19 protein-coding genes are annotated in these 26558 nt (G+C 67.0%); 8 read left to right on the top strand and 11 right to left on the bottom strand.

Annotated elements, in window-relative coordinates; translation table 11 throughout:
• Nucleotides 1-145: 145 nt before the first annotated feature.
• From NX782_RS14700 to NX782_RS14715, 4 genes are all read left to right on the top strand, one after another.
• Entirely contained in the window at nucleotides 146-406 is a 261-nt protein-coding gene (locus NX782_RS14700) for a hypothetical protein (RefSeq protein WP_258846222.1), read from the top strand.
• 16 nt (nucleotides 407-422) lie between these two features.
• On the top strand, nucleotides 423-566 hold the full coding sequence (locus NX782_RS14705) for a hypothetical protein (RefSeq protein ID WP_258846223.1): 144 nt from the start codon (nucleotides 423-425) through the stop codon (nucleotides 564-566).
• 145 nt (nucleotides 567-711) lie between these two features.
• Nucleotides 712-3132 (top strand): S9 family peptidase, encoded by a 2421-nt coding sequence (locus NX782_RS14710; protein ID WP_258846224.1) that lies wholly within the window; start codon nucleotides 712-714, stop codon nucleotides 3130-3132.
• Nucleotides 3133-3188: 56 nt separating this feature from the next.
• Nucleotides 3189-5441, top strand: coding sequence for a hypothetical protein (locus NX782_RS14715; protein WP_258846225.1), 2253 nt, complete (start codon nucleotides 3189-3191; stop codon nucleotides 5439-5441).
• 13 nt (nucleotides 5442-5454) lie between these two features.
• On the opposite strand, the gene NX782_RS14720 is transcribed toward NX782_RS14715, so the two are convergent.
• Entirely contained in the window at nucleotides 5455-5991 is a 537-nt protein-coding gene (locus NX782_RS14720; RefSeq protein ID WP_258846226.1) for a DUF2726 domain-containing protein, read from the bottom strand.
• Between the two features lie 137 nt (nucleotides 5992-6128).
• Between NX782_RS14720 and NX782_RS14725 the strand changes: the two genes are divergently transcribed.
• Nucleotides 6129-7433, top strand: a complete 1305-nt coding sequence (locus NX782_RS14725) for a TonB family protein (RefSeq protein ID WP_258846227.1) — start codon at nucleotides 6129-6131, stop codon at nucleotides 7431-7433.
• Between the two features lie 3 nt (nucleotides 7434-7436).
• Here NX782_RS14725 and NX782_RS14730 read toward each other — a convergent pair whose 3' ends face one another.
• Together NX782_RS14730 and NX782_RS14735 are read right to left on the bottom strand one after the other, a co-directional pair.
• Nucleotides 7437-8651 carry a M20/M25/M40 family metallo-hydrolase gene (locus NX782_RS14730; RefSeq protein WP_370661798.1) on the bottom strand — a complete coding sequence of 405 codons (1215 nt, stop codon included), beginning with the start codon at nucleotides 8649-8651 and terminating at the stop codon, nucleotides 7437-7439.
• A 43-nt stretch (nucleotides 8652-8694) separates the two neighbouring features.
• Complete coding sequence (locus tag NX782_RS14735) at nucleotides 8695-9933, bottom strand: urate hydroxylase PuuD (RefSeq protein ID WP_370661799.1); 1239 nt, start codon at nucleotides 9931-9933, stop codon at nucleotides 8695-8697.
• A 106-nt stretch (nucleotides 9934-10039) separates the two neighbouring features.
• On the opposite strand from NX782_RS14735, the gene NX782_RS14740 reads away from it, so the two are divergent.
• Nucleotides 10040-10978, top strand: coding sequence for a LysR substrate-binding domain-containing protein (locus NX782_RS14740; RefSeq protein ID WP_258846230.1), 939 nt, complete (start codon nucleotides 10040-10042; stop codon nucleotides 10976-10978).
• Nucleotides 10979-11117: 139 nt separating this feature from the next.
• Nucleotides 11118-12863 (top strand): allantoate amidohydrolase, encoded by a 1746-nt coding sequence (locus NX782_RS14745; RefSeq protein WP_258846231.1) that lies wholly within the window; start codon nucleotides 11118-11120, stop codon nucleotides 12861-12863.
• Nucleotides 12864-12885: 22 nt separating this feature from the next.
• Here the strand turns inward: NX782_RS14745 and NX782_RS14750 are convergent, their stop codons facing one another.
• From NX782_RS14750 to aptA, 8 genes are all read right to left on the bottom strand, one after another.
• Nucleotides 12886-14691 carry an ATP-binding protein gene (locus NX782_RS14750; RefSeq protein WP_258846232.1) on the bottom strand — a complete coding sequence of 602 codons (1806 nt, stop codon included), beginning with the start codon at nucleotides 14689-14691 and terminating at the stop codon, nucleotides 12886-12888.
• Nucleotides 14692-14853: 162 nt separating this feature from the next.
• Entirely contained in the window at nucleotides 14854-16095 is a 1242-nt protein-coding gene (locus tag NX782_RS14755) for a Zn-dependent hydrolase (protein WP_258846233.1), read from the bottom strand.
• A 141-nt stretch (nucleotides 16096-16236) separates the two neighbouring features.
• Nucleotides 16237-17628 carry a dihydropyrimidinase gene (hydA, locus tag NX782_RS14760; protein WP_258846234.1) on the bottom strand — a complete coding sequence of 464 codons (1392 nt, stop codon included), beginning with the start codon at nucleotides 17626-17628 and terminating at the stop codon, nucleotides 16237-16239.
• 73 nt (nucleotides 17629-17701) lie between these two features.
• Nucleotides 17702-19186, bottom strand: coding sequence for an NCS1 family nucleobase:cation symporter-1 (locus NX782_RS14765; protein WP_258846235.1), 1485 nt, complete (start codon nucleotides 19184-19186; stop codon nucleotides 17702-17704).
• Between the two features lie 125 nt (nucleotides 19187-19311).
• Nucleotides 19312-20586 (bottom strand): NAD-dependent dihydropyrimidine dehydrogenase subunit PreA, encoded by a 1275-nt coding sequence (gene preA, locus NX782_RS14770; RefSeq protein WP_258846236.1) that lies wholly within the window; start codon nucleotides 20584-20586, stop codon nucleotides 19312-19314.
• The gene (locus NX782_RS14775; protein ID WP_258846237.1) at nucleotides 20574-21947 is read right to left on the bottom strand and encodes an NAD(P)-dependent oxidoreductase; all 1374 of its coding nucleotides are present in this window, start codon (nucleotides 21945-21947) and stop codon (nucleotides 20574-20576) included. Before NX782_RS14775 ends, preA begins: the two co-directional genes overlap by 13 nt.
• A gap of 132 nt (nucleotides 21948-22079) precedes the next feature.
• Nucleotides 22080-23576: a CoA-acylating methylmalonate-semialdehyde dehydrogenase gene (locus tag NX782_RS14780; RefSeq protein ID WP_258846238.1), complete on the bottom strand. Its 1497-nt coding sequence runs from the start codon at nucleotides 23574-23576 to the stop codon at nucleotides 22080-22082.
• 19 nt (nucleotides 23577-23595) lie between these two features.
• Nucleotides 23596-24912: an omega-aminotransferase AptA gene (gene aptA, locus NX782_RS14785; RefSeq protein WP_258846239.1), complete on the bottom strand. Its 1317-nt coding sequence runs from the start codon at nucleotides 24910-24912 to the stop codon at nucleotides 23596-23598.
• 202 nt (nucleotides 24913-25114) lie between these two features.
• Between aptA and NX782_RS14790 the strand changes: the two genes are divergently transcribed.
• Entirely contained in the window at nucleotides 25115-26557 is a 1443-nt protein-coding gene (locus tag NX782_RS14790) for an aminotransferase-like domain-containing protein (RefSeq protein WP_258846240.1), read from the top strand.
• Nucleotide 26558: the final 1 nt, after the last annotated feature.

Below are 26558 nucleotides of genomic sequence, written 5' to 3' on the forward strand. Positions count from 1 at the left end.
GCATAACACAACCAAAGCAGAAGCACAGTTGGCATCGCAAAAACATTCATCGCATGAATGGGAAGCATCACAAACTAAAAGTTCACTTATGTCTGAAGTCTTTTTATACTGCAACGCAACAACACAGTATTTACCGGAGAACTTCATGAGCACAGCAACGATCACCCAGGCGCAGGACAAGGGACTGCGCCACCAATTTGCAGAGACCGCGCGCACCATCCGCGACTTCGCCATCGAACTGTACGCCGCGCATGGCGGCTGGTTCGTGCATGACGCCGCCCAGCCGGCCAGCGTCGCCGCCCGCGCCTCGCGCGCAAGCCGCCGCGAACTGCTGGCGCTGGCCGCGAATGCCGAATCCCATAGCCCGGCCCTGTCGGCCGAACTGCGTAATATCGCTTCGAAGTAATTAAATGGATACCATCATGACCCCAGTCGAATACGTCACCGTCGCCATCTCGGCCCTGGCCATCGTTACCCGCATCGCCTTCTTCATCCGCAACCCGACCGTGACCACGCCGTCCGAACTGTGGCTGAACGATGGCGCGCAGTTGAAGGAACGCAACTAAGTTCCTCCAGTCGTAACGCTCGCGTCTCCACACGCCCGGCATTGGCCGGGCGTTGTCGTTTACGCATGCATATGTAATTCCCGCCCTGCATGAATCTCGGCTGCGCTAGAATGCTTTTTTGCAATTTCTACTCCGACAACCGACGATGCGTATTCCTCTTCCCGCTTCCGCTCTGACCGTCCTGGCCGCCGTGCTGGCTGCCGCCATTTCCGCCACCCCTGCCACCGCTGCAACACCGGTCACCCTCGACCAGGCCATGGCCCATCCGGACTGGATCGGCAATCCCGTCGAAGCCGCCTGGTGGAGCTGGGATGGCAAGCAGGTCCTGTACAAGCAGAAGCGCACCGGGTCGCCGCTGCGCGACATCTGGCAGACCGGCGCCAGCGCCGGCATCGACAAGGCGCGCAAGGTCGGCGATGCCGAGCTGGCGAAGATCGACAGCCCGGACGTGGTCTACAACCGCGAACGCACCCGCGCCCTCATGCTGCGCAATGGCGACCTGTTCGAGCGCGACCTGAAGACCGGTGAGCTGGTGCAGATCACGCGCGCCAGCGGCGTCGCCATCGGCGCGGTCCAGTATTCGGCCGACGGCCGCGGCGTGCAGTTCCGCGTCGGCGACGACTGGGCCAGCTGGGACCGCGCCAGCCATCTGATCTCGCCGGTGGCGGTGCCGCGCGCGGCGAAGGATCCGAACGCCGCGCCGGAAGCGGACGCGCTGCGCGACCTGCAGCTGCGCCTGATCGCCACCCTCAAACGCCAGAAGGACGAGCGCGACGCCCAGCGCCTGCGCGCCGAGGAAGAGCGCCGCGCCGACCCGACCCGCGCCCCGTCCCCGATCTACCTGGGCGACAAGCTGGCGATCGTCACCTCGCACCTGTCGCCGGACGGGCGCTGGCTGCTGGTCGTGACCGGCCCGAAGGACGCGGACAAGGGCCGCGTCGGCAAGATGCCGCGCTACGTCACGGAATCGGGCTATGAAGAGACCTCGGACGAGCGCACCCGCGTCGGCCGCAAGGACCCGCGCCCGCACGGCCTCAAGCTGGTCAACCTGCAGACGCGTGAAGTGAAGGACCTGTCCTTCGATGTCCTGCCCGGCATCGCCACCGATCCGCTGGCCGCCATGCGCGCCGAGCGCAAGCTCGATCCTCTGAAAGGCAACCGCCCGGTCAAGATCGGCTTCGGCGGCGAGACCATCGTCTGGAGCGGCAATGGCGCGAACGCCGCCGTGATGCTGCGCTCGGTCAACAACAAGGACCGCTGGATCGCCACCGTCGATTTGCCGCGCGCCGCGCTCAAACCCGTGCACCGCCTCACGGACCAGGCCTGGGTCAACTTCGACAACAGCGAATTCGGCTGGCTGCCGGATAACACGACCATGTGGTATCTGTCCGAGGAAAGCGGCTACTCGCACCTGTACACGCTGGACGCGAGCGGCCGTACGCGCGCCATCACGCAGGGCAAGTGGGAAGCCTCGGACGTGGCCTGGTCGCGCGACGGCGACACCGCCTGGGTGCTCTGCAACCGCAAGGACCCGGGCACCTACGAGGTCTGCGCGGTGAATGCCAGGGATGGCGCGACCCGTGAAGTCAGCCGCCTGGACGGCGGCGTCGAAGACTTCCGCCTGTCGCCGGACCAGCGCAAGCTGCTGGTGCACTACTCCGGTCCCTACCTGCCGCCGCAGATCGCCACCCTGCCTTCGAACGGCGGCGAAGCGGTCAAGCTGACCGACACCCGCACCGCGGAATTCAAGGCCTACGACTGGATCCAGCCGCAGTTCGTGGCGGTGCCCTCGACCCACGGCGCGGAGCCGATCTGGTCCAAGCTGTACCGCCCGGCCCAGCTGGATGCCGGCAAGAAGTACCCGGTGGTGATGTTCGTGCACGGCGCCGGCTACCTGCAGAACGTCTCGCACCGCTACACGCCCTACTTCCGCGAGCAGATGTTCCACAACCTGCTGGTGCAGAAGGGCTACGTGGTGCTGGACATGGACTACCGCGCCTCGAAGGGCTACGGCGCCAAGTGGCGCAATGCGATCTACCGCCAGATGGGCCACCCGGAGCTGGAAGACTACCTGGACGGCGTGAACTGGATGGTCGCCAACCAGCAGGGCGACGCGAAGAACGTCGGCATCTACGGCGGCAGCTACGGCGGCTTCATGACCTTCATGGGCCTGCTGCGCGCGCCGGACGTGTTCAAGTCGGGCGCCGCGCTGCGCCCGGTCACGGACTGGACCACCTACAACCACGAGTACACGGCCAACATCCTGAATACGCCGGACCTCGATCCGGAAGCGTATAAAGTCTCGTCGCCGATCGAGTACGCGCAGAACCTGAAGGGCAACCTGCTGATCGCCCACGGCATGGTCGACGACAACGTCTTCTTCCAGGACTCGGTGCGCATGGCCCAGCGCCTGATCGAGCTGAAGAAGGACAACTGGGAACTGGCGCCGTATCCGATGGAGCGCCACTCCTTCGTGCAGCCGGAAAGCTGGTACGACGAGTACCGCCGCATCTACCAGCTGTTCGAGCGCACGCTCAAGCAGCCTGCGCCGTCCACGGCGCAGTAAGCGGTATCATCGGGGCGCCTTCGGGCGCCTTTTTCATTTCAGCCGCCGATATCGACATGCCCGTATTCCGCCCGTCCCTCCTGCTGTTCAACGCCGCCCTGCTGTCCGCCTCCACCGCCCTGGCCCAGAGCCTGCCCGAAACCGGCAAGCTGGACGACCAGAAGGTGCTGCAGTCGCGCTACGGCGGCGCAGCCGCGGCGCCTGCAGCACCAGCAGCCCCTGCGGCTGCCCCGGCTGCCTCGCCTGCCCCGGCTGCCGGAGCGGCGCCGCAAATGCCCGCCGCGGCTGCGCCGGACTGGGGCGACGGCATCACCGGCGTCACCATCGAAACCGATGGCGGCCATGGCGACGATGCCGTGCCCGTCACCTTCGGCCAGGTGTTCGCGCCGGGCGACCTGCAACGCAGCGACGCGCTGCACGGCCGGCTGCCTGGCGGCGGCAGCGTGCCGCTGCAGGTCGACGTCAAGGCCACGCATGCGGACGGCTCGGTGCGTCACGCCGTCATCAGCGCGCTGTTGCCGGCCGCCGGCAAGCCCCAGGCGCTGGCGCTGGTCAAAGGCAAAGCCAGGGCCGAGGCAAAATCCGGCCCGCCGGCCTCGGTACAAGCCTTGCTCGATGCCGGCTTCACGGCATCCGCCAGCGCCCGCATCGACGGCCAGGCCTGGAGCGCGTCCGCCGACAAGCTGCTGCGCCAGAAGCCCGAGGTCTGGCTGGACGGCCCCCTGGTGACGGAATGGCTGGTCTCGGCCCCGCTCAGGAACGAACAGGGCGCCGAGCATCCGCGCCTCAGTGCGCGCTTCGCCGTGCGCTGGTACCGGGCGCTGGGCAAGGCCCGCGTCGACGTCACCATCGAGAACGCCTGGGCCTTCCAGGAAGCGCCGCGCAACGAGACCTACGACGCCCGCATCCTCATCAAAGGCAAAGAGGTGTATGCGAAGCCCGGCCTGGTGCACTACAACCAGGCCCGCTGGCGCAAGACCTTCTGGTGGGGCGACGTCCCGGCGGTCCATGTGCGCCACGACAGCGCCTACCTGATCGCCTCGCGCGCGCTGCCGAACTACGACCGCTCGGTACACATCCCCGAACAGGTGCTGGCCGAGATGGGCGCCAAGTGGAGGGGGCCGCAGACGGAGCCGATGGGCATCGGCATGGCGGTCGCATACATGCCCACCACCGGCGGGCGCAACGACATCGGCCTGCTGCCGGGCTGGGGCGCCGTGTACCTGCTCAGCATGGACAAGCGCGCCAAGCAGGCCACGCTCGGCACCGCCGACCTGGCCGGCAGCTGGTCCATGCACTACCGCGACCGCCGTACCGGCAGGCCGGTCAGCCTGAGCGATTATCCGTACATGAGCATCGTCGGCCAGGAAAGCGACGCCAAAAATCCGAAGACCGGCAAATCGGAGCTGTTCCCGCCTTGCGCCAAGGATGCCTGCAAGACGCCTTATGTGCACGACGTCTCGCACCAGGCCGCCTTCGCCTACCTGCCCTACCTCGTCACCGGCGACGTCTACTACCTGGAAGAACTCGAGTTCTGGGGGATGTACAACCTGTTCAACTCCAACCCGGGCTACCGCGAGAACATCAAGGGTTTGCTCAAGCCGGAGCAGGTACGCGGCCAGGCCTGGGGCCTGCGCACGCTGGGTGAAGCGGCCTACATCCTGCCCGACAAGGATCCGCTGAAAGCCGATTTCCAGCGCATCCTGAAGAACAACCTGGACTGGTACAACGCCGAGTACACCGACAACCGCAACGCGAACCGGCTGGGCTTCATCGCCAACGGCTATGCGTTCGCCTACGAGAAGGGCGCCGGGCTGGCGCCGTGGCAGGACGATTTTTTCACATCCGCCGTCGGCCACCTCGCCGAACTGGGCTTCGGCGACGCCGCCCGCCTGCTGGCCTGGAAAGCGAAATTCCCGATCCAGCGCATGACGGCGCCGGGAACCTGCTGGGTCAGCGGCGCGATCTATGCCCTGCTCGTGCGCCCTTCCGCCAATGCCCCCTTCTTTACCAGCATGGAACAGGCCTACAAGGCCAGCCTGCCGCCCGCGGTCACCTCGCAACCCTGCGACAGCCCAGGCATGGCGCAGGCGCTCAAGGTCAAGAACGGCGAGATGACGGGTTACGCGTCCGGCCCGACCGGCTTTCCGTCGAATATGCAGCCGGCACTCGCCTACGCAGCGGACGTCGGCGGCGCTGCCGGGCGTGAAGCCTGGCGACGCTTCATGGCGCGCAGCGTGAAGCCGGACTATGGCACGGCGCCGCAGTTTGCGATCGTGCCGCGCAAGCTGCCGGCGCCGGAAAAATGAAGCGCCGCCTGCTTCAGCCGGTTGCCAGCGGATCGGCAGCGATGGCCGGTGCCGGTGCCGGAGCCGGAGCAACAGGCGCTAGATGCGGCAGGATGGCAGCACGGATCGCGGCCGCCGGCGGCTTCTGGCGCGACTGAAAGCGGACCGTCCGGTAGCCGCCCTGCGCCAGGCGGCCGTCGCGCACTTCGTCCTTCGACTGCACATGGGTGCGGTCGTCCAGTTCCACCACGGCCACGACTTCGCAGCGACGGTTGCAGACCACGTAGTCGGTGCGCTGCTGGGCGATGCGCAAACGGTCGGCATGCGCCTCCTTGCGGTCGCCGGCGGGGTCGAGCAAGGCCGACATTGCGACCTGGGGAAAGATGTAATGGTCCGGCATGGCCGCGACCAGCCTGCCGAAGAACTCCATTTCGTTGTCCGTCATGATGGCGCGGCGCTTGTACTTGCCATGCGGGCTGCGCTTCTTCGTACGCAGCAGCACCAGGCCGGCATTCAGCACGAACGCGGCCAGCATGACCAGCACAGGTACGACAAGATAGGTCCACTTCATGGCGTTTGCTTCCAGTCCAATGCAAGGACCAGCAGGATAGCAAGCATGGAGGCCAGCAAAATCCTCGCTTTGTCACCGCTACCCTGCAGTGACAATCCGCGCATTTTGAAGCGCCGCGGATGGCATACATTCATGGGATGAAAACCTCTACCCTTTTCCTGGCCGCTGCCGTGTCGGCCCTCTCCTCGCATGCGCTCGCCGGGCGCGTCCAGGACGCACAGCAGACGATGGTGCTCGACCTGAATGCCTGTCCCCGCCCGGTCTATCCTGCCGCCGCGCTGGCGCAAGGCATTGGCGGCACCACGACGGTGGAAGTGCAAATCGGCGACAAAGGCCTGGTCGGCGAGGCACGCGTATTCAAGTCCAGCGGCAGGGCCGAGCTCGACGAAGCCGCGCTGGCAGGTATCCGCCGGTGCGTGTTCCACGCGGTGCTCGCCACCGGCCAGGCGCCAACCGGCTGGCTCAAGACCCAGTATGTCTGGGTGCCTGGCGAGTCGAAGAAAGTGGAAACGCCGAACGCGGCACTGTTCGCGAGCACGAAGGCACTCGCCGATGCGGGCGATGCCGCCGCGCAGAACAGGCTCGGGACCTGGTATGAACATGGCACCCATGTGAAGATGGATCTGGCACAGGCCGCAGCCTGGTACCGGCTGGCGGCGCAAGGCGGCAACGCCTACGCACAGAACAATCTCGGCGTGCTGTACAACCGTGGCGCCGGCGTCCCACTCGACAAGAAACAGGCGGTCTACTGGTACGCCAAAGCCGCCGAACAGGGGCACCACTGGGCACAGGCCAACCTGGCCTGGGCTTACCAGTTCGGCACCGCCGGAGAGCTCGACATCGACAAGGCGCTGTACTGGCTGACGAAAGCCGCCGAGGGTGGCCTGGCGCCCGCGCAGACGCGGCTTGGCGTGCTGACGATGCAACGTGCCGCAAGCGATGCGGACCGCGCGGCCGCCGCTGCCTGGCTCGCACGCGCGGCGGCGCAAAATGACCCGGCTGGCCTCTATTACCTGGGCCGCAGTTTCGAACTGGGCATGGGCAACGCGCAGGACGATGCCCAGGCGGCCGCACTGTACCGCAAGGCGCTGGGCCACAGCGAAGGCCGCGCCGAAATCGCATTGGGCATGCTGCTCGAATCAGGACGCGCGGGCCTTGCCGACCAGGGCGAAGCGAGCAGGCTGTATCAGAAGGCCATGCAGTGGCGTTATCCGCCGGCCTACTATCACTACGGACTCGTGCTCGAAGCGCGCGGCGACACCGACCTGGCGGCCGAGGTTTTCCGGCGGGGTGCGGAACTGGGCAACTGCGAGGCCGTGGTGAAGTATGTGCAGTTGCGGCAGGTGTCGGGAACGACGCCCGCCCCCGGCACGGCCGATGCCGCGTGGGCGCAGCGCGCGCAGTGGTGCGGAGCCCGGCCGGCACTGCCGCCGGGGCTGTAACGCTCAGCTTTCCGCGGCGAGAAAATCCAGCAGCGTCAGCGCCACCACCTTGGTCGCCTTGCGCAGGTCCTCCAGGTTCAGCTTCTCGTCCGCCTTCTTGGCATTCGATTCCGGCACCGTGCGCGGTCCGGCGCCGTACAGCACCGCCGGGATGCCGCGCTCGCCGTACAGGCGCGCATCGGCGTACAGCGGGGTGCCCTTCGCTTGCGGCGCCTCGCCCATGACGGCCTGGCCGTTGCGCTGCAGGCTTTCGACCAGCTTCTCGCCGCCCGGCAGCGGGCGCAGCGCGTGCGACAGCAGCAGGCGCCGGATCTCGATACGGACACCGGGGCAGTCCCTGACCGCGTCCTCGATCAGCGCGCGCACCTGGGCTTCGATCGCCACCGGATCCTCTTCCGGAATCATGCGGCGGTCCATCTTCATGACCACCTTGCCCGGCACCACGTTGGTATTGGTGCCGCCGTCGATGCGGCCGACCAGCATGGTGGGCGAATCGATGCCGGCTACCTTCGATTTGATTTTCTTGAGCTCGGGCAGCTGGCCGTAGATCGCATTCAGGATGCGTGTCGCGGCCTGCAGCGCATCGACCGCGGTCTCCGGCATCGCGCCGTGGCCGGCCTTGCCGTGCACCGTGATTTCCAGCTGCAGGCAGGCGTTGTGGGCGGTGACGATGTCGTAGGCGAAGCCGGCGGCGATGACGAAGTCGGGCCTGGTCAGCTTCTGTTCGAGCAGGTAGCCGGGGCCGAGCAGGCCGCCGAATTCCTCGTCGTAGGTGAAGTGCAGTTCGAGCGCGCCTTTGAGCGGCACACCCAGCGCTTCGAGAGAGCGCGCGGCGAAGATGAAGGTCGCGAAGTCGCTCTTCGACACCGCCGCCGCGCGGCCGTAGATGAAACCGTCCTCGATCGTGCCGCCGTAGGGCGGTTTGGTCCAGCCCTCGCCCGGCGGCACCACGTCGCCGTGGGCGTTCAGGGCCACGGTCGGGCCGCCCTCCGCGTAGGGACGGCGCACGATCAGGTTGGTGATGCTCTGCATGCCGTAGTCGCGGACGCGCTGTTCCGGCACCGCGTGCTTCTCGGCCTGCCAGCCGAAGTCCTTGACCCGCTCGGCCACGGCGTCGGCGTGCGGCGCGTTGTTGCCCGGCGGGGTGTCGGTCGGGATGCGGATCATCTCCTGCAGGAAGGCCACCTCTTCATCGAAGTGGGTGTCGATCCAATGCATCAGTTTTTCTTGTGCCTGTTCCATTCGGTTTGTCCCTGCTCAGTCAGTTCGTCCTTGCGCCGCCTTCGAACCAGGCCGCCACCTGGGCGCGTTCGGCGTCCGTCATGTTCGTCATGTTCGCCAGCGGCATGGCCTTCAGCTGCACCGCCTGCTGGTAGATGCGCTGGGCGTTCTGCGCGATGCCGTGCGGGTCGTCCAGCATCACGCCGGCCGGCGCTGTGGCGAAGCCCGGCTGCGTCGGATGCGCCGCATGGCAGGATACGCAGCGCTGCTGGATGATGCCCTGGACTTGCGCAAACTGCGCCGCCGACTGGGCGCCCGCGTCGGCGCCGCTGTTGGCCGCTGCGGCGGTCGTGGATGGCGCCTTCGGTGCGATCGCAATCGCCACCACTGCCAGCAACAGCACGCCGATCGCCGGGTACTTGAACTCGACGCGGCCCTTGTGGCGCAGGTTGAAGAAGTGGCGGATGAAGACGCCGGCCAGCATGATCCCGGCCAGCACGGCCCAGGCATGCTCGTGGCGATAGGTCATCGCGAAGTGGTTGCTGATCATGATGAACAGCACCGGCAGCGTGAAGTAGTTGTTGTGCACGCTGCGCTGCTTGCCGCGGATGCCGTAGATGGGGTCCGGCTTCTGGCCGGCGATCATCGCGTTGACCATCTTGCGCTGGCCGGGGATGATCACCATCGCCACGTTGGCCACCATGATGGTGCCGATCATCGCGCCGACGTGGATATAAGCCGCGCGCCCGCTGAGGAAGTGCGTGAGCACCCAGGTGGCGCCGACCAGCAGGATGAAGATCACGGCGCCGAAGGCCAGGTCGTGCTTGCCCAGTTTCGAGCGGCACAGCAGGTCGTAGACCACCCAGCCCGCCACCAGGCTGCCGAGGCCGATGCCGATCGCCTGCCAGCTCGTGAGCTCGGCCACGCTGCGGTCGACCATCATGGCCTGGGCATTGAAGTAATAGACGATGGTCAGCAACGCAAAGCCCGACAGCCAGGTCGAGTAGGCTTCCCATTTGAACCAGTGCAGGTCGGCCGGCAGTTCGCTTGGTGCGACCATGTATTTCTGCGGATTGTAGAAGCCGCCGCCGTGCACGGCCCACAGCTCGCCGGCCACGCCCTTTTTCGCCAGTTCGCCGCCGGGTGCGGGCGGCCGCAAGGAGTTGTCGAGCCAGACGAAATAGAAGGAGGCGCCGATCCAGGCGATGCCGGTGATGATGTGCAGCCAGCGAACCAGCAGATTCATCCATTCGAGGCCATACGGAAGCAGGTAGTCCATGTCCATCCCTTATTCGATTAACACAAGATAAACCGGTTTCCATTTATTCAACATGAAAAATACCGTATATTCGACATAAGCACACGCATATACGAATCGATTCTTCATGAGCAGCCTGCCCCAGCACCTCGACCTGCACCTGATCCGCATCCTCTACCTGCTGCTGGTGGAGAAGAACGTGTCGCGCGTGGCCCTGAAACTGAACCAGCCGCAGCCTTCGATCTCGGCCTCGCTGCGCAAGCTGCGCGAACTGACCGGCGATCCGCTGCTGGTGCGCGGCGCGCGCGGCATGGTGCCGACCCAGCACGGCGAAAGCCTGCTCAAGCCCGCCAAGCGCATCCTCGACGAGACCGAGAGCCTGTTCATCAAGAAGTCGCCCTTCGTCCCAGAGCAGGCGGCGCGCACCTTCCACATCGCCGCGCCGGATTACCTGGACACGCAGTTCCTGCCGAACGTGGTCGCCAGCATCCGCCGCGGTGCGCCCAACAGCAAGGTCGCGATCCACCACCTGGGGCCGGGCACCGACTATCTGCGCATGCTGTCGGACGGCGAGATCGACCTGGTGATCGCCAACTGGGACGAGCCGCCGGCGCACCTGCACATCTCGAAACTGTTCGAGGACCCGATCATCTGCACCATGCGCGCCGACAGCGCCTACGCCAGGCGCACCGCAGCCGATGCGATGACGCTCGAGGACTATCTGAGCCTGCCGCACGTGGCGCCCTCGCCCATGCTGCCGGGCTACCACGGCGTCATCGACAGCTTCCTGGAGCGTGCAGGCCTGCAGCGCAAGGTGGCGGTCGAGTCGCCCTATTTCGGCCTGATTCCCTACATGCTGACCCAGACCGACCTGGTGCTGACCACCGGCCGCCAGTTCATCCGCTTTTACGAGCGCACCCTGCCGCTGAAGAATTTCACGGTGCCGATCAAGTTCCCGCCGATGCGCTTCTATCAGTTGTGGCACCAGCGGGTGCACCAGTCGCCGGAGCACAAGTGGTTGCGGGACCAGGTGACGGCGGCGGCCAAGGCGCTGGTGAAGCCGTGATCGCCGCCGGCGGCGTGCGTGGGCTCAGGGAGCCCACCCTACGGACCGCATCGTGTAGGGTGGGCACCCCGTGCCCACGCCATATTCATCATCAGCGTAAGCATATGATCGAACCTGTTGCAGGACTTATCATCACGCCATGACGACCCTCGACCACCTGAACACCTGCGACACTGCCGCCTTCATCGACACCCTGCACGGCATCTACGAGCACTCGCCCTGGATCCCCGAGCGCGCCGCGGCGCAGCGCCCCTTCACCAGTCTGTCCGCGCTCAAGCTGGCGCTGCAGGACGCGGTCGTGCAGGCCGGCGAAGCCGGGCAGCTGTCCCTGCTGCGCGCCCATCCCGAGCTGGCCGGCAAGGCCGCGATCGCCGGCGAGCTGACGGCGGAGTCGACCGGCGAGCAGGCAGCCTCCGGCCTGGACCGCTGCAGCCCCGAGGAATTCGCGCTGCTGCACCGCCTGAACGCGGCCTACAACGAGAAGTTCGGCTTCCCCTTCATCCTCGCGGTGAAGGGCCCGACCGGCAAGGGTTTGACGCGCCAGGCCATCATCGCGACCTTCGAGCGGCGCCTCAAGAACCGCCGCCAGGACGAACTGCAGGAAGCGCTGCGCCAGGTGCACCGCATCGCCGAGATCCGCCTGAACGCGCTGCTGGGCGTCGAACTCGCCTTCGGCCCGGCGATCATGGCCTGGGCCGAGGAAATCGGCGCCATCTCCGACGATGAGCAGGGCCTGACCTGCGCCTACATGACGCCCGGCCACCGGCGCACCGCGGCCAGGCTGGCCGACTGGATGGTTGACGCGGGCATGGACGTGCACATCGACGCGGTCGGCAACGTGGTCGGCCGCTATGCCGCCGCCGATCCGAATGCGAAGACCCTGATCGCCGGTTCGCACTACGACACCGTGCGCAACGGCGGCAAGTACGATGGACGCCTCGGCATCCTGCTGCCGATCGCGATCGTTCGCGAACTGCACGCTCGTGGCGAGCGCCTGCCCTACCACCTCGAAGTGATCGGCTTCGCGGAAGAGGAAGGCGTGCGCTTCCGCTCGACCTTCCTCGGCAGTCATGCGCTCACCGGCCGCTTCGACCTGGCGCTGCTGGACACGCGCGATGCGGACGGCGTCAGCATGCGCGAAGCCCTGCAGCAGGCCGGCCACGATCCGCAGCAGATCCCCGACATCGCGCGCGACCCGGCGAAGCTGCTCGGCTATGTCGAAGTCCACATCGAACAGGGACCGGTGCTGCTGGAGCGCGGCTTGCCGCTGGGCGTGGTCACGGCGATTGCCGGCAGCTCGCGCTACCTGGTCGAGCTGCTCGGCCAGGCCAGCCATGCCGGCACCACGCCGATGGCCATGCGGCGCGATGCCGCGGCGGCGGCGGCCGAGATCGTGCTGCTGGTCGAGCGGCGCTGCACCGGCCAGGGCACGCTGGTCGGCACCGTCGGCCAGTTGGCGGTACCCGACGGTTCGGTCAACGTGGTGCCGGGCCGCTGCAGGCTCTCGCTCGACATCCGCTCGGCCACCGACGCGGAGCGCAGCGCCGCCGTGCAGGACATCATGGATGGCATCGCGTCCATCTGCGAACGACGCGGGATCGAATACAGGACCGAGCTGCTGGTCGAGGCCGAGGCCGCCCCCTGCGCCCCGCGCTTGATGGACCAGTTGGGCGAGGCCGTAGAGCGCGCCGGCCTGCCGCGTTTCGACCTGCTGTCCGGTGCCGGCCACGATGCGATGGCGATGGCGGCGGTTACCGAGGTCGCGATGCTGTTCACGCGCTGCGGCAACGGCGGCATCAGCCACAATCCGCTGGAGACCATGACGGCCGACGATGCGGACATGGCGGCGCGGGTGCTGCTGGATTTCCTGCGCAGTTATCGCTGAAGCGATCCCGCCCCGGCCGGCATCAGGCGCTGTGCGCCGTCTCGCGCTGGCCGCGCTGGCCCATCACCTGCGCGATGTGCGTCACCAGCGAGCCCGGTTCGACCGGCTTGGCGAGATAGTCGTTGAAGCCGGCCTGCGTCGCCTTCTGGCGGTCGTCCTGGCGCGTGAAGGCGGTCAGGGCGATGGCCGGGATGGCGCCGCCGGCACCGGCCGAGCGGCGCCGGATGCGGCGGATCAGCTCGAACCCGTCAACGTCCGGCATGCCGATGTCGCTGACGATCACGTCCGGCTGCTCGCGTTCCAGCAGCGCCAGGGCCTTGCCGGCGCTGGACGCGGCCATGATGGTGGCGCCGGTATGCTGGAGAATCTGCTGCAGCACCTCGAGGGTATCGTCGACATCGTCGACCAGCAGCACCTTGACGCCGGCAAGATCGCCCTGCCGCGTCGCCTGGGCAGCGGCGCTTGGCACCTGCGGCTGCGGCGCCGGGGCCGGCGCCTCGGCCAGCGGCAGGCGCACGGTGAAGGTGGTGCCGGCGTGCGGACCCGGACTGGAGACGCCGATGGTCCCGCCATGCAGCTCGACCAGCTGGCGCGCAATCGACAGGCCCAGCCCCAGGCCGCCGTGCTTGCGGGTGATCGAGGCATCCTGCTGGCGGAAGCGGTCGAACACGTGGGGCAGGAAATCGGGCGCGATGCCGATCCCGGAATCGGCCACGCGGAGCACCACCTCCTGGCCATCGCGGCCCAGCATCACCTGCACCATGCCGCCGTTGGGCGTGAACTTGACCGCGTTCGACAGCAGGTTCCACATCACCTGCTGCAGCCGGGCGGGGTCTCCCAGCACGGTGCCGCGCATGTCCCCAGGCCTGCGCGCGATGTCGACCCGCAGATCGATCTTCTTGGCCACCGCGGCCGGGTGCACGGTGCCGAGGGCCGCTTCGACGACCTTTTCCGGCTCGATCAGCTGCACGTCCAGGCGCAGGTTGCCGGAAATGATGCGGCTCATGTCGAGCAGGTCGTCGATCAGCTGGCCCTGGGCGCGGGCATTGCGTTCGATGGTTTCCAGGCCGCGCCTGAATCCCTCCTCGTCGCGCCCGCCGCGCTGCAGCATGCTGGCCCAGCCGAGGATGGCGTTGAGCGGCGTGCGCAGCTCGTGCGAGAGCGTGGCCAGGAATTCGTCCTTCAGGGCGCTCAGGCGTTCGGCCTCGTCGCGCGCGGCGCGTTCGCGCATGAGCAGATCCTGGCGCTCGGCGGCAGTGACCTGCGAGATCGCCAGCACGCGCGCATTCGCTTCCAGCCGCGCATCGAACAGCGAGGCCAGCATGGCGAAGCCGAGCACGCCGAAGGTCGCGATCACGACCAGCGTGGCCAGGGTGTCGTGATTGACGCCGCTGCTGGCGGCCGTGCACACGCTGTCGAGCGGGAAGCTGGCGGCGGCCATGCCGGTGTAGTGCATGCCGACGATGGCGCCGCCCATCACCATCGCCGCCCCCACGCGCGGCAGCCAGATGTTGGGCGTGTTGTGACGCAGGCGGAAGGCGATCCACAGCGCCAGGCCCGAGGCGCCGATGGCGATCGCCACCGACAGCGCGAACAGCCACGGATCGTAGACGATGCCCGGCTCCATGCGCATGGCCGCCATGCCGGTGTAGTGCATGGCGTTGATGCCCGAGCCCATGGCGATGGCGCCGCCGACGATCCAGACCGCCACCGCGCGACCGCGCGATTCGCTCACGCGGCCTGCCAGGCTGAGCGCCGAATAGGAAGCGGCGATCGCGACAAGAATGGAAATCAGGACCAGGGGTGTTTCGTAATGTCCAGTCAGCATCGTCAACACCTTCCGAGGACTGCAAATCGAGGCAGCAATCTGGAATAGTATGCTACCACTTCCTCAGCTTGGCGAGACTAGAAACATCCCAAGCGAAATTATTACCGTTCTGCAACAATTTCGCTATCCATAGCACACGATGATGTGCTAACCCGGCCGGCATTAGCCGGCCGCAACGCCGGCCCGTTCCAGCATCGCATGCAGCAGCACATTGCAGCCGGCTTCCAGGTGCGCCGGCTGGGCATCCTCGATCTCGTTATGGCTGATGCCATCCTTGCAGGGCACGAAAATCATCCCGGCCGGCGCCAGGCGCGCCACATAGATCGCATCGTGGCCGGCGCCCGACACCACGTCCATGGTCGAATAGCCGAGCTTTTCGGCCGCATTGCGGACCGCGCCCACGCAATCCGGGTGGAAAGGGCAAGGCGGGTAATAAGAGACGCGCTCCAGGGTGATCTTCAACCCGGTCTCGCTGGCGCTGCGGTCGACGAAGGCCGTGATCTCTTCGTGCATGGTGTTCAGCAGCTCGTCGTTCACGTTGCGCAGGTCGATGCTGAACTTGACCCGGCCCGGGATCACGTTGCGGCTGTTGGGGAAGACCTGCACCATGCCGACCGTGCCGCGGCCGTAGGGCGGGTAGCGGTTCGCGATCGCCACCGTCTCCTGCATGATGCCGGTGGCCACCTGCAGGGCGTCGCGGCGCAGGTGCATCGGGGTCGGGCCGGCGTGCGCTTCCATGCCCTCGACCGTGCAGTCGTACCAGGACAGGCCCATCACCGCCGGCACCACGCCGATCACCTTGTCTTCGTCTTCCAGCACCGGGCCCTGCTCGATGTGGGTCTCGAAATAGGCGCCTATCGGATGGTCGCCCGGGGTCTGTTCGCCCCGGTAGCCGATGCGTTCGAGTTCTTCGCCCACGCTCTTGCCCTCGACGTCGCGCGCGGCACAGGCGGTCTCCAGGCTGAAGGCGCCGCAGAACACGCCCGAACCCATCATCACCGGCACGAAGCGCGAACCTTCCTCGTTGGTCCAGAACGCGACCTCGATCGGGGCTTCGGTCCTGATCTTGAGGTCGTTCAGGGTGCGCACCACCTCGAGCCCGGCCAGCACGCCGTAGTTGCCGTCGAATTTGCCGCCGGTCGGCTGGGTGTCGATGTGGCTGCCGGTGACGATGGGCGGCAGCGCGGGATTGCTGCCCTCGCGGCGCATGAAGACGTTGCCGATCTTGTCCACCGTGATCGCAAGCCCTGCTTCCCTGGCCCACTGGACCACCAGGTCGCGGCCCTGGCGGTCGAGGTCCGTGAGGGCCAGGCGTTTGACGCCGCCCTTGTCGGTGGCGCCGATCCGGGCGAGTTCCATCAGGGAGTTCCACAGGCGGGTGCCGTTGATGCGCAGTTCGTTCATGGTGCTTCCTTTATCGTTAGCAGCAAAATCGTCATTCCCGCGCAGGCGGGAATCCAAGTTCTGCACGCGTTACGTCTGCTCGTCCAACTTGGATTCCCGCCTTCGCGGGAAGTCAGGTCGGGCAATGCCCGGCATGACGGATCAAGCAGTCGTCGCGCTAAACGCCGGCCGCTCGACATAACGACCCGCGCCCTGTTCCGCGCGCAGCTCGCCGTTCGCATAGGCGAGCTTGCCCGCCGCCACGGTATGCGTCGGCACCCCGCGCACGCTGCGGCCCTCGAACACGTTGAAGCCGCCCTTCGAATGCTGGGTCGCGGCGGACAGGGTGCGCGTCGCTTCGGGATCCCAGACCACGATGTCGGCATCGGCGCCCGCCGCCACCACGCCCTTGCGCGGGTAGATGTTGAAGATCTGCGCCGCATTGGTCGAGGTCACGCGCACGAATTCGGACGGGGTCAGGCGCCCGCTGTTGACGCCGGCGTCCCACACGACGGCCATGCGTTCCTCGACGCCGCCGCAGCCGTTCGGGATGCGGGTGAAATCGTCGGCCCCCATCGCCTTCTGCTCGGCGCAGAAGGTGCAGTGGTCGGTGGCGGTGGTGTGCAGGTTCCCGCCCTGCAGGCCCTGCCACAGCGCGGTCTGGTGGTGGCTGGAGCGGAACGGGGGGCTCATCACGAAGGCGCGCGCGAAGGCCGGGTCGGGGTTGTTGTAGACGCTGTCGTCGATGACCAGGTGGCCGGCCAGGGCCTCGCCGTAGACGCGCTGGCCGTGGGCGCGCGCGCGCGCAATGGCTTCCAGCGACTCGGCGCAGGACACGTGCACGATGTAGACCGGGGTGCCCAGCACGCCGGCGATGGCGATTGCGCGGTTGGCCGCTTCGGCTTCGACCGCCGGCGGGCGCGACAGCGGATGCGCTTCCGGTCCGCGGATGCCCTTGGCCAGCAGCTCGCGCTGCAGCTGGTAGACCAGTTCGCCGTTCTCGGCGTGCACGGTGGGGATCGCGCCCAGTTCCAGCGCGCGTTTGAAACTCTTCACCAGGGTCTCGTCGTCGGCCATGATGGCGTTCTTGTAGGCCATGAAGTGCTTGAAGCTGTTCACGCCATGCTCGCGCACCAGCGTGCCCATGTCCGCGTGCACCGACTCGTCCCACCAGGTGACGGCCACGTGGAAGGTGTAGTCGGCGGCGGATTTTTCGGCCCAGCCGCGCCAGGTACGGAAGGCGTCCATCAGCGGCTGCTTCGGATCGGGGATCACGAAGTCCATGATGGTGGTGGTGCCGCCCGCCAGCGCGGCCGCGGTGCCGGTATAGAAATCGTCGGCGGTGACCGTGCCCATGAAAGGCAGCTGCATGTGGGTGTGGGTGTCGATCCCGCCCGGCATCACGTACTGGCCGCCGGCATCGACAATGGTGGCGCCGGCCGGTGCCTCCAGGTTCTCGCCGACGGCGACGATCTTGTCGCCGCTGCACAGCACATCGGCACGGAACGCACGGTCGGCGTTCACGACGGTACCACCGCGAATCAATACTGACATCAGCATCTCCTGGTAGGGTGGGCACCCCCGTGCCCACGTTTTGCGGCTACATGGTGGGCACGGCGTGCCCACCCTAGGTTTCGCGGGCAGCGGTCATCGCCGGCACCGCCCTGCCCTTCATCATGAGCCCGTACACCACCGCGGCGATCGCGATGCCGACGAACCATGCATAGGTGTACAAGGTCTTGAATGCGTCGCCGACGTTCGGAAAGGCGTCCGGGAAGGCGGCGTTGAGAAAGCCCGGGATGTTCGGCAGCACGCCGGCCGCGAAGGCGACGATGGCCGCCATGTTCCAGCCGTTGCGATACGAATAGATGCCGTCGTCGCGGTACAGCTGGTCGACCGCCAGCTCGGTCTTGCGGATGAAGTAGTAATCGATGATCAGGATGCCGGCGATGGGGCCCAGCAGGGCCGAGTAGCCGGTCAGCCAGATGAAGATGTAGTTCTCGGTCTTCTCCAGGATCTTCCAGGGCATCATGGCCAGCGCGATGCCGGCCGTGATGTAGCCGCCCACGCGGTAGGAAATGCGGCCGGGCGACAGCGCCGAGAAATCGTAGGCCGGACCGACCAGGTTGGCGGCCAGGTTGACGCTGGCGGTATCGATCAGCAGGATCAGCAGCGCCACCAGCACCGCCACGCCGGTCATGCGGCTGGCGACGTCGACCGGGTCCCACAGCGCCTTGCCGTACAGGACGATGGTGGCCGAGGTGACGGTCACCGCCAGCGCCGCCAGCAGGGCCATCGGCAGCGGCAGGCCCAGCGACTGGCCGATCACCTGGTCGCGCTGGCTTTTGGCGAAGCGCGTGAAATCGGGGATGTTCAGCGCCAGCGTGGCCCAGTAGCCGATCATGGCCGTGAGCGAGGGCCAGAACACGCTCCAGAACAGGCCGGCCTTCGGGCCGCCCGGCACGAACTGCGAGGGCTGGTCGAGCAGCGGACCGAAGCCGCCGACCTTGCCGTACACCCACCACAGCAGCAGGAAGCAGATCGCGATCTTCAGCGGCGCGGTATAGGTTTCGAGCTTGCGGATCGCCTCCATGCCGTGCACGATGAAGTAGAACTGGATCGCCCAGAATGCCAGGAAGCAGGCCAGCTGGCCGCCGTTGATGCCCAGTCCCGGCAGCGGGTCGCCACCGATCGGGCCGCCCATCAGGACGCCGAGCAGCGTGTAGATCATGCTGCCGCCGAACCAGGTCTGGATGCCGTACCAGCCGCAGGCGACGATGGCGCGCATCAGCGCCGGCAGCCGCGCGCCGCGCGTGCCGAAGGAAGTCCGCGCCAGCACTGCATACGGAATGCCGTACTTGGTGCCGGCGTGGCCGATCAGGAGCATCGGCAGCAGCACGATCACGTTCGCCAGGAACACCGTCACCACCGCCTGCCAGGCCGACATGCCGCTTTCGATCAGGCTCGACGCCAGCATGTAGGCGGGGATGCTGATCACCATGCCGACCCACAGGGCCGCGAAGTGGTACCAGCGCCAGCTGCGCTGCGCCGCGCTGGTGGGCGCGAGGTCTTCGTTCCAGAGTTCCTTGTTTGCGGCTGGGTCCATGCTCATCGGGTCAAATCTCCATCAAGGTAGGGGGCAACTGGGGCCAGTGGCCTCGATTGCGAGCCCACGCGAACGATTGTATGACATCGGCATTCGCGTGGGCACGGGTGCCTACGCCGGCCGCGCCCACCCTACGCGACCACTTCGGCACGCGGATTGCGTGGATCCTGCGTCCAGTTCATGTACGGCTTCTCGCTCGGCTGCGGCACCATCGTGATGCAGCCCTCGACCGGGCAGGTGATTTCGCACAGGTTGCAGCCCACGCACTCCTCCCGCTTGACCTCGTAGCGGCGCGCGTTGCCCTCGACCAGCCGCGCAATCGCCTGGTGCGAGGTATCTTCGCAGGCGACGTAGCACTTGCCGCACTGGATGCACTTGTCCTGGTCGATGCTGGCGATGACCTGGTAATTCATGTCCAGGTATTTCCAGTCGGTGGTGTTGGGCACGGCCTTGCGCGAGAAGGCGGCGATGTTTGCGTAGCCCTTGCGGTCCATCCAGCGCGACAGCCCGTCCTTCATCTCCTCGACGATGCGGAAGCCGTGCAGCATCGCGGCGGTGCAGACTTGCACCGAGCCGGCGCCGAGCGCGATGAACTCGGCCGCATCGGTCCAGTTGCCGATGCCGCCGATGCCCGAGATCGGCAGGTGGGCGGTGACGGGATCGCGCGCGATCTCGGCCACCATGTTCAGCGCGATCGGCTTGACCGCCGAGCCGCAATAGCCGCCATGCGTGCTGCGCCCGCCGACGATGGGATAGGCCACCATGCTGTCGAGGTCGAGGTGGGTGATCGAGTTGACGGTGTTGATCAGCGAGACCGCGTCCGCCCCGCCGGCCAGCGCCGCCCGCGCCGGTGCGCGGACGTCGGTGATGTTGGGGGTCAGCTTGACGATCACCGGCAAACGCGTATGGGTCTTGCACCAGCGCGTGACCATCTCGATCAGGTCGGGCTGCTGGCCCACGGCGGCGCCCATGCCGCGCTCGGGCATGCCGTGCGGGCAGCCGAAGTTCAGTTCGATGCCGTCGGCGCCGGTCGCTTCGACCAGCGGCAGGATCTCCTTCCACGGCGCTTCCTCGCAAGGCAGCATCAGCGACACGATCATCGCGCGGTCCGGCCAGGCTTTTTTCACGGCCGTGATCTCCTGCAGGTTCAAGGCCAGGCTGCGGTCGGTGATCAGCTCGATGTTGTTGAAGCCGATGACCTCGCGGTTCTTGCCATGCAGGGCCGAGTAGCGCGACGAGACGTTGACCGCCGGCGGATCCTCGCCCAGGGTCTTCCAGACCACGCCGCCCCAGCCGGCTTCGAAAGCCCGCACCACGTTATAGGCTTTATCGGTCGGCGGTGCAGAGGCCAGCCAGAACGGGTTCGGGGACTTGATGCCGCAGAAATCGATGCTCAGGTCGGCCATGCTGCCTCCGCTTTGGATAGGATATCGTGATGAATGGCCAGCGCGGCCAGTTTGCCGTGCTGGACCGCCTGCACCGTCAGGTCCTGCCCCGGCGCGACGCAATCGCCGCCCGCGTACACGCCCGGCAGCGCGGTACGGAAGCCGTCGTCGACCAGGATCTTGTCGCTGCGTTCGATTTCCCGCGCCAGCGGATCGGTCAGCGCCGCCAGTCCCATGCTCTGGCCGATGGCCTTGAACACGGCGTCGGCGGCGATCTCGATGATGCCGCCGGTGCTCACCAGGCGCCCGTCCTGCAGGCGGGTCTCTTCGAAGCGCATGCCGCGCACGCGGCCGGCATCGTCGAGCAGCACTTCGAGCGGCGCGGCCCAGGTGCGCATGCGCACGAAATGGGCCTTGGCGATGTCGATCTCGTGGCCGGTCGCGCTCATCGCCTCGAAGCCGCGGCGGTAGACCAGCGTGACCTCCTCCGCGCCCAGGCGCTTGAGCTGGACCGCCATGTCGATCGCGGTATTGCCGGCGCCGATCACGATGGCGCGGCGCGGCACCGGTAGTGCAGAGAGGTCTTCGGCCTGGCGCAGCGTGGCGATGTAATCGACCGCCGCCATCAGGCCGGGCGCGTTCTCGCCCGTCAGGCCCAGCTCGCGGCTGACCGCCAGGCCAAGGCCGAGGAAGACCGCGTCGTAGCGCGTATGCAGCTCGGCCAGCTGCAGGTTGACGCCCAGCGCGCGGCCGTACTGGATCTCGATCCCGCCGATGGAAAGCAGAAACTCGACCTCCTTCTGCGCGAAGTCGCCCGGCAGCTTGTACTTGGCGATGCCGTATTCGTTCAGGCCGCCGGCTTTTTCGCGCGCCTCGAACACGACCACGTCGTGGCCCAGCATCGCCAGCCGGTGCGCGCAGGACAGGCCGGCGGGACCGGCGCCGACCACGGCGATGGTTTTGTCGGTGCTTGGCCCTCGCTTGAACGGGTGGCCGTCGAACTGCGCGTTGTCGATCGCGTGGCGCTGCAGCAGGCCGATCTTGACCGGCTGGCCCTCGGCATCGTTGTTGCGCACGCAGGCATCCTCGCACAGGATCTCGGTCGGGCACACGCGGGCGCAGCTGCCGCCGAAGATGTTCGCCTGCAGGATGGTGGTGGCGGCGCCGTCGACGTTGTGGTCGTGGATGTTGCGGATGAAGCTGGCGACGTCGATGCCGGTCGGGCAGGCGCGCGTGCAGGGGGCGTCGTAGCAGTAGAGGCAGCGCGCGCTTTCGATGGCGGCCTGGCGCGCGGTGAGCGGTGGGGCGAGGTCGGTGAAGCGTTCGGACAATGCGGCGTGCGTGCTGCCTGCCACGGGCAGGTAGTGAAGTGACTCGATCATGTGCATCCCTTTGCTTTTATATCGGACGGATACTCAAGACCGTCATTCCCGCGAAGGCGGGAATCCAAGTTGTACGCGTTTCGACTGCTCGTCGAACTTGGGTCCCCGCCTGCGCGGGGACGACGGTGGTGCTTACTTCATCTGCGGGAATGCAAATTCCACGCCAGCACTCGCCGTGTTAGGCCAGCGCTGCATGACCGCCTTGTGCCGCGTATAGAACCGCACCCCTTCCGGTCCATACGCATGGTGGTCGCCGAACAAACTCTTCTTCCAGCCGCCGAAACTGTTGAAGGCCATCGGCACCGGAAGCGGCACGTTCACGCCCACCATGCCGACCTGGACCTGGCGCACGAACTCGCGCGCCACGCCGCCATCGCGGGTGAACACGGCGACGCCGTTGCCGTACTCGTTGGCGTTGATCAGCTCCAGCGCGCTGCCGACGTCCGGCATGCGCACCACGCACAGCACCGGGCCGAAGATCTCTTCCCTGTAGATGCTCATGTCGGGGCGCACGTGGTCGAACAGGGTGCCGCCCACGAAGAAGCCTTCCTCGCGCCCGGCCACGCGGTAGCCGCGGCCATCGACCACCAGGGTCGCGCCCTGCTCGACGCCTTCGCCGATCAGTTTTTCGATGCGCTGCTTGGCCGCCAGCGTGACCACCGGCCCCATTTCGGCGCCCTGCTCCATGCCGTCGCCCACTTTCAGTGCAGCGGTGCGTTCGGCCAGGCGCGCCACCAGTGCATCGCCGGCATCGCCCACCGCCACCGCCACCGAGATCGCCATGCAGCGCTCGCCGGCCGAGCCGTAGGCCGCGCCGATCAGGGCGTCCACCGCCATGTCCATGTCGGCGTCCGGCATCACGACCATGTGGTTCTTGGCGCCGCCCAGCGCCTGCACGCGCTTGCCGGCCGCGCTGCCGCGGGCGTAGATGTATTCGGCGATCGGGGTCGAGCCGACGAAGCTCAGCGCCTGCACGTCCGGATGGTCGAGCAGCGCGTCGACAGCCAGCTTGTCGCCCTGGACCACGTTGAACACGCCGTCCGGCAGCCCGGCTTCCTTCAGCAGGCGCGCATGCAGCAGCGACGCCGACGGGTCGCGCTCGGAGGGTTTCAGGACAAAAGTATTGCCGCAGGCGATGGCGACCGGGAACATCCACATCGGCACCATCACCGGGAAGTTGAAGGGCGTGATGCCGGCGACCACGCCGAGCGGCTGGCGCATCGACCAGGCGTCGATGCCGCGCGCGATCTGGTCGGTGAATTCGCCCTTCAGCATCTGCGGGATGCCGACCGCGAACTCGACCACCTCGATGCCGCGCGCGACCTCGCCTTGCGCATCGGCGAAGGTCTTGCCGTGCTCGCGCGTGACCATGGCGGCGAAGTCGTCGACGTGCTGCTGGCACAGCTGCAGGTATTTGAAGAGCACGCGCGCACGTGCCAGCGGCGGGGTCGCGGCCCAGGCCGGGAAAGCCGCATGGGCCGCTGCCACGGCCGCATCGACGTCTTCCGGCGAGGCCAGCGCCACGCGCGCGCAGGGCTGGCCCAGCGCCGGGTTGTAGACATCGGCGTGGCGGCCTGAGCTGCCTTCGACCTCGCGGCCGCCGATGTAGTGTTGGATCGTCTCGTTCATGATGTCCTTGATGCTTTGTTCAGTCCAGGTTGCGGAGTACGTCGGCCAGTTTGCCGAACAGCTCGTCGATGTGTTTTTTCTCGAGCACCAGCGGGGGCGACAGCGCGATGATATCGCCCGTCACCCGGATCAGGATGCCGTCGGCGAAGGCCTTCTTGAAGGCGGCAAAGGCGCGCGCCCCCGGCTTGCCGGCGATCGGCTCCAGCTCGATGCCGGCCACCAGGCCGATGGTGCGGATGTCGATCACGTGCGGCAGCCCGCGCAGCGAGTGCACCGCGTCTTCCCAGTAGGGCTGGATCGCTTTGGCGTTTTCCAGCACGCCCTGCTCCTTGAACACCTCCAGCGTGGCGAGGCCGGCCGCGCAGGCCAGCGGGTGGCCGGAATAGGTGTAGCCGTGCGCCAGCTCGATGCCAGGCGGCGCGTCCATGAAGGCGTCGTGGATGAACTGCTTCGAGAACACCGCACCCATCGGCACCGTGCCGTTGGTGATGCCTTTCGCGGTGGTGATCATGTCCGGCTCGACGTCGAAATAGTCGGCGGCGAAGGGCGTGGTCAGGCGGCCGAAGCCGGTGATGACCTCGTCGAAGATCAGCAGGATGCCGTGCTTGCTGGTGATCTCGCGCAGGCGCTTCAGGTAACCCTTGGGCGGCACCAGCACGCCGGTGGAACCCGACACCGGCTCGATGATGACGGCGGCGATGGTCGACGGGTCGTGCAGCGCGACGATGCGTTCCAGCTCGTCGGCCAGCTCGACGCCGAAGTCCGGCTCGCCGCGCGAGAACGCGTTTTTGAGGAGGTTGTGCGTGTGCGGCAGGTGGTCCACGCCCGGCAGCAGCGGGCCGAAGTTCTTGCGGTTGGGGCCGATGCCGCCCACCGACAGGCCGCCGAAGCCGACGCCGTGGTAGCCGCGCTCGCGGCCGATCAGGCGGGTGCGGCCGCCCTCGCCACGCGCCTTGTGGTAGGCCAGCGCGATCTTCAGCGCCGTGTCGACCGCTTCCGAACCGGAGTTGGTATAGAACACGTGGCCGAACTTGTGGTCCGTGTATTCCATCAATTGCTCGGCCAGGTCGAACGCGGCCGGGTGGCCCATCTGGAAGGTCGGCGCGAAGTCGAGCTGGCCGACCATTTCGCTGACCGCGGCGACGATCTTCGGCTGCGCATGCCCGCAGGGCACGCACCAGAGACCGGCGGTACCGTCGAGGATGGCATTGCCGTCGACGTCCTTGTAGTACATGCCTTCCGCCGAAACCAGCAGGCGGGGATGGGCCTTGAAATCGCGGTTGTTCGTGAATGGCATCCAGAACGACGACATCGATTGCGGCTTGGACTCGTTCATCTGTCTCTCTCCCTGAGGTCGGCCAAAAGATTTACCAGTTGGCAAAATCATCGTGCAATAATAGTCAGCAAGACAAGGTCGGCACATATACACAACCGGCGAAATCGGCCAACCGTACTGGTAGCATAGCCTGTACAGTTGCCGATGGCGCACCGGAAGGAGCTACGCAGTGGCAAACTCGATGGCTGTATCTGGGGAACACGTGCGAGAAGTCCTGGACAGGGAAACCGCCGCTTGGCCGGTGCTGGCCATCGACCGCCAGCGCCGCGGCAGCCTGGTCGACCAGATCGTCGAGGCGATCATCGGGATGGTAAATCGGCGCGAACTACGCGTCGGTACCAAAATGCCATCGGTTCGACAATTCGCAAAAGTGAACGGCGTCAGCACCTTCACCGTCGTCGAGTCGTATGACCGCCTGTTGCACCTGGGCGTGCTGTCTTCGCGCCGCGGTTCCGGTTTCTTCGTCGCCCGCTGCGCGCTTGATGCGCCCCAGCCCGCCTGCGCGCCTGCCGCGGCGTCCGCCGCACCAGTCGACGCCCTCACCCCCGACCTGTATTCCGGCCAGTCCGATGCGCTGCCGGTCGGCGCCGGCTGGCTGCCGCCCGAGTGGTATGGCGAATCGACCATCCTCGACGCCGTGCGCCACGCGATGAAGATCCCGGCCGGCCGCCTGCGCGGCTACGGCCATCCGCTCGGCTTTCCCTCGCTGCGGCAGCACCTGTCGAAGACGCTGTCCGACGAACTGTGCGCGGTCGAGCCGGAACAGATCCTGCTGACCCATGGCGCGACCCACGCCTTCGACCTGGTGCTGCGCACGCTGACGCGACCCGGCGACGTGGTGTTCGTCGAGGACCCCGGTTACAGCAACCTGCTGGCCCTGGTGCGCCACCACGGCTGCGTCCCGGTCGGCATCCCGCGCGGCGCGGCTGGCCTGGACATGGAAGCGCTGGCACGCGAAGCGGCCGCGCACCACCCCAAGCTCATGTTCGTCAACACGGTGCTGCAGAATCCCCTCGGCACATCGCTGTCGCAGGCCCAGGCGCACCGCCTGCTGGCGCTGGCCGAGCAGTACGACTTCTGGCTGGTCGAGGACGACATCTACCGCGAACTCGCCAGTGCCGGCGAAGCCTCGCTGGCGGCGATGGACGGCCTGCGCCGCGTGATCCGCATCGGCAGTTTTTCGAAGACCCTGTCGCCGGTGCTGCGGGTCGGCTCGATCTGCGCCTCCGCTTCCTTGATGCCGGAACTGGTGCGCGTCAAGATGCTGACCGGGCTGACGACCTCCGAAGTCAACGAGCGCGCCGTGTTCGACGCCGTCAGCAATCGCGCCTATCGGCGCCAGGTCGAGCGCCTGGTCCAGCAGCTGTTCGATGCCGGCGAGCGCGCCCAGGAGCGCCTGCTGGAAGCCGGCCTGCAGCCGCTGGCGCGCCCGCGCGGCGGCATGTTCGTCAGCGCCGGCTGGCCCCTGCCGGCGACGCCGGAGAAGAACGGACGCAGCATCGCCGACCAGGCCCTGCGCGCCGGCATCCTGCTCGCGCCCGGCGAATTCTTCAGCCTACGGGCGCCGCACACGCCCTGGTTCCGCTTCAACGTCGCCTACGCCGCCGAACCGCAACTGCTGGCCTTCCTTCGCACCTGCCTCTGAC

It is taken from the genome of Massilia norwichensis, from assembly GCF_024753245.1.
Classification (GTDB): domain Bacteria; phylum Pseudomonadota; class Gammaproteobacteria; order Burkholderiales; family Burkholderiaceae_D; genus Telluria; species Telluria norwichensis.

Bases quoted from the DNA above. Each gene is read 5' to 3' on its own strand.
- NX782_RS14730 (WP_370661798.1), bottom strand. From the start codon at position 8,651: ATGCATTGGATCGACACCCACTTCGATGAAGAGGTGGCCTTCCTGCAG.
- hydA (WP_258846234.1), bottom strand. From the start codon at position 17,628: ATGTCAGTATTGATTCGCGGTGGTACCGTCGTGAACGCCGACCGTGCG.
- NX782_RS14710 (WP_258846224.1), top strand. From the start codon at position 712: ATGCGTATTCCTCTTCCCGCTTCCGCTCTGACCGTCCTGGCCGCCGTG.
- NX782_RS14740 (WP_258846230.1), top strand. From the start codon at position 10,040: ATGAGCAGCCTGCCCCAGCACCTCGACCTGCACCTGATCCGCATCCTC.
- NX782_RS14705 (WP_258846223.1), top strand. From the start codon at position 423: ATGACCCCAGTCGAATACGTCACCGTCGCCATCTCGGCCCTGGCCATC.
- NX782_RS14775 (WP_258846237.1), bottom strand. From the start codon at position 21,947: ATGATCGAGTCACTTCACTACCTGCCCGTGGCAGGCAGCACGCACGCC.
- aptA (WP_258846239.1), bottom strand. From the start codon at position 24,912: ATGAACGAGTCCAAGCCGCAATCGATGTCGTCGTTCTGGATGCCATTC.
- NX782_RS14755 (WP_258846233.1), bottom strand. From the start codon at position 16,095: ATGAACGAACTGCGCATCAACGGCACCCGCCTGTGGAACTCCCTGATG.
- NX782_RS14735 (WP_370661799.1), bottom strand. From the start codon at position 9,933: ATGGACTACCTGCTTCCGTATGGCCTCGAATGGATGAATCTGCTGGTT.
- NX782_RS14725 (WP_258846227.1), top strand. From the start codon at position 6,129: ATGAAAACCTCTACCCTTTTCCTGGCCGCTGCCGTGTCGGCCCTCTCC.
- NX782_RS14780 (WP_258846238.1), bottom strand. From the start codon at position 23,576: ATGAACGAGACGATCCAACACTACATCGGCGGCCGCGAGGTCGAAGGC.
- NX782_RS14765 (WP_258846235.1), bottom strand. From the start codon at position 19,186: ATGAGCATGGACCCAGCCGCAAACAAGGAACTCTGGAACGAAGACCTC.
- NX782_RS14750 (WP_258846232.1), bottom strand. From the start codon at position 14,691: ATGCTGACTGGACATTACGAAACACCCCTGGTCCTGATTTCCATTCTT.
- NX782_RS14745 (WP_258846231.1), top strand. From the start codon at position 11,118: ATGACGACCCTCGACCACCTGAACACCTGCGACACTGCCGCCTTCATC.
- NX782_RS14700 (WP_258846222.1), top strand. From the start codon at position 146: ATGAGCACAGCAACGATCACCCAGGCGCAGGACAAGGGACTGCGCCAC.
- NX782_RS14715 (WP_258846225.1), top strand. From the start codon at position 3,189: ATGCCCGTATTCCGCCCGTCCCTCCTGCTGTTCAACGCCGCCCTGCTG.
- NX782_RS14720 (WP_258846226.1), bottom strand. From the start codon at position 5,991: ATGAAGTGGACCTATCTTGTCGTACCTGTGCTGGTCATGCTGGCCGCG.
- preA (WP_258846236.1), bottom strand. From the start codon at position 20,586: ATGGCCGACCTGAGCATCGATTTCTGCGGCATCAAGTCCCCGAACCCG.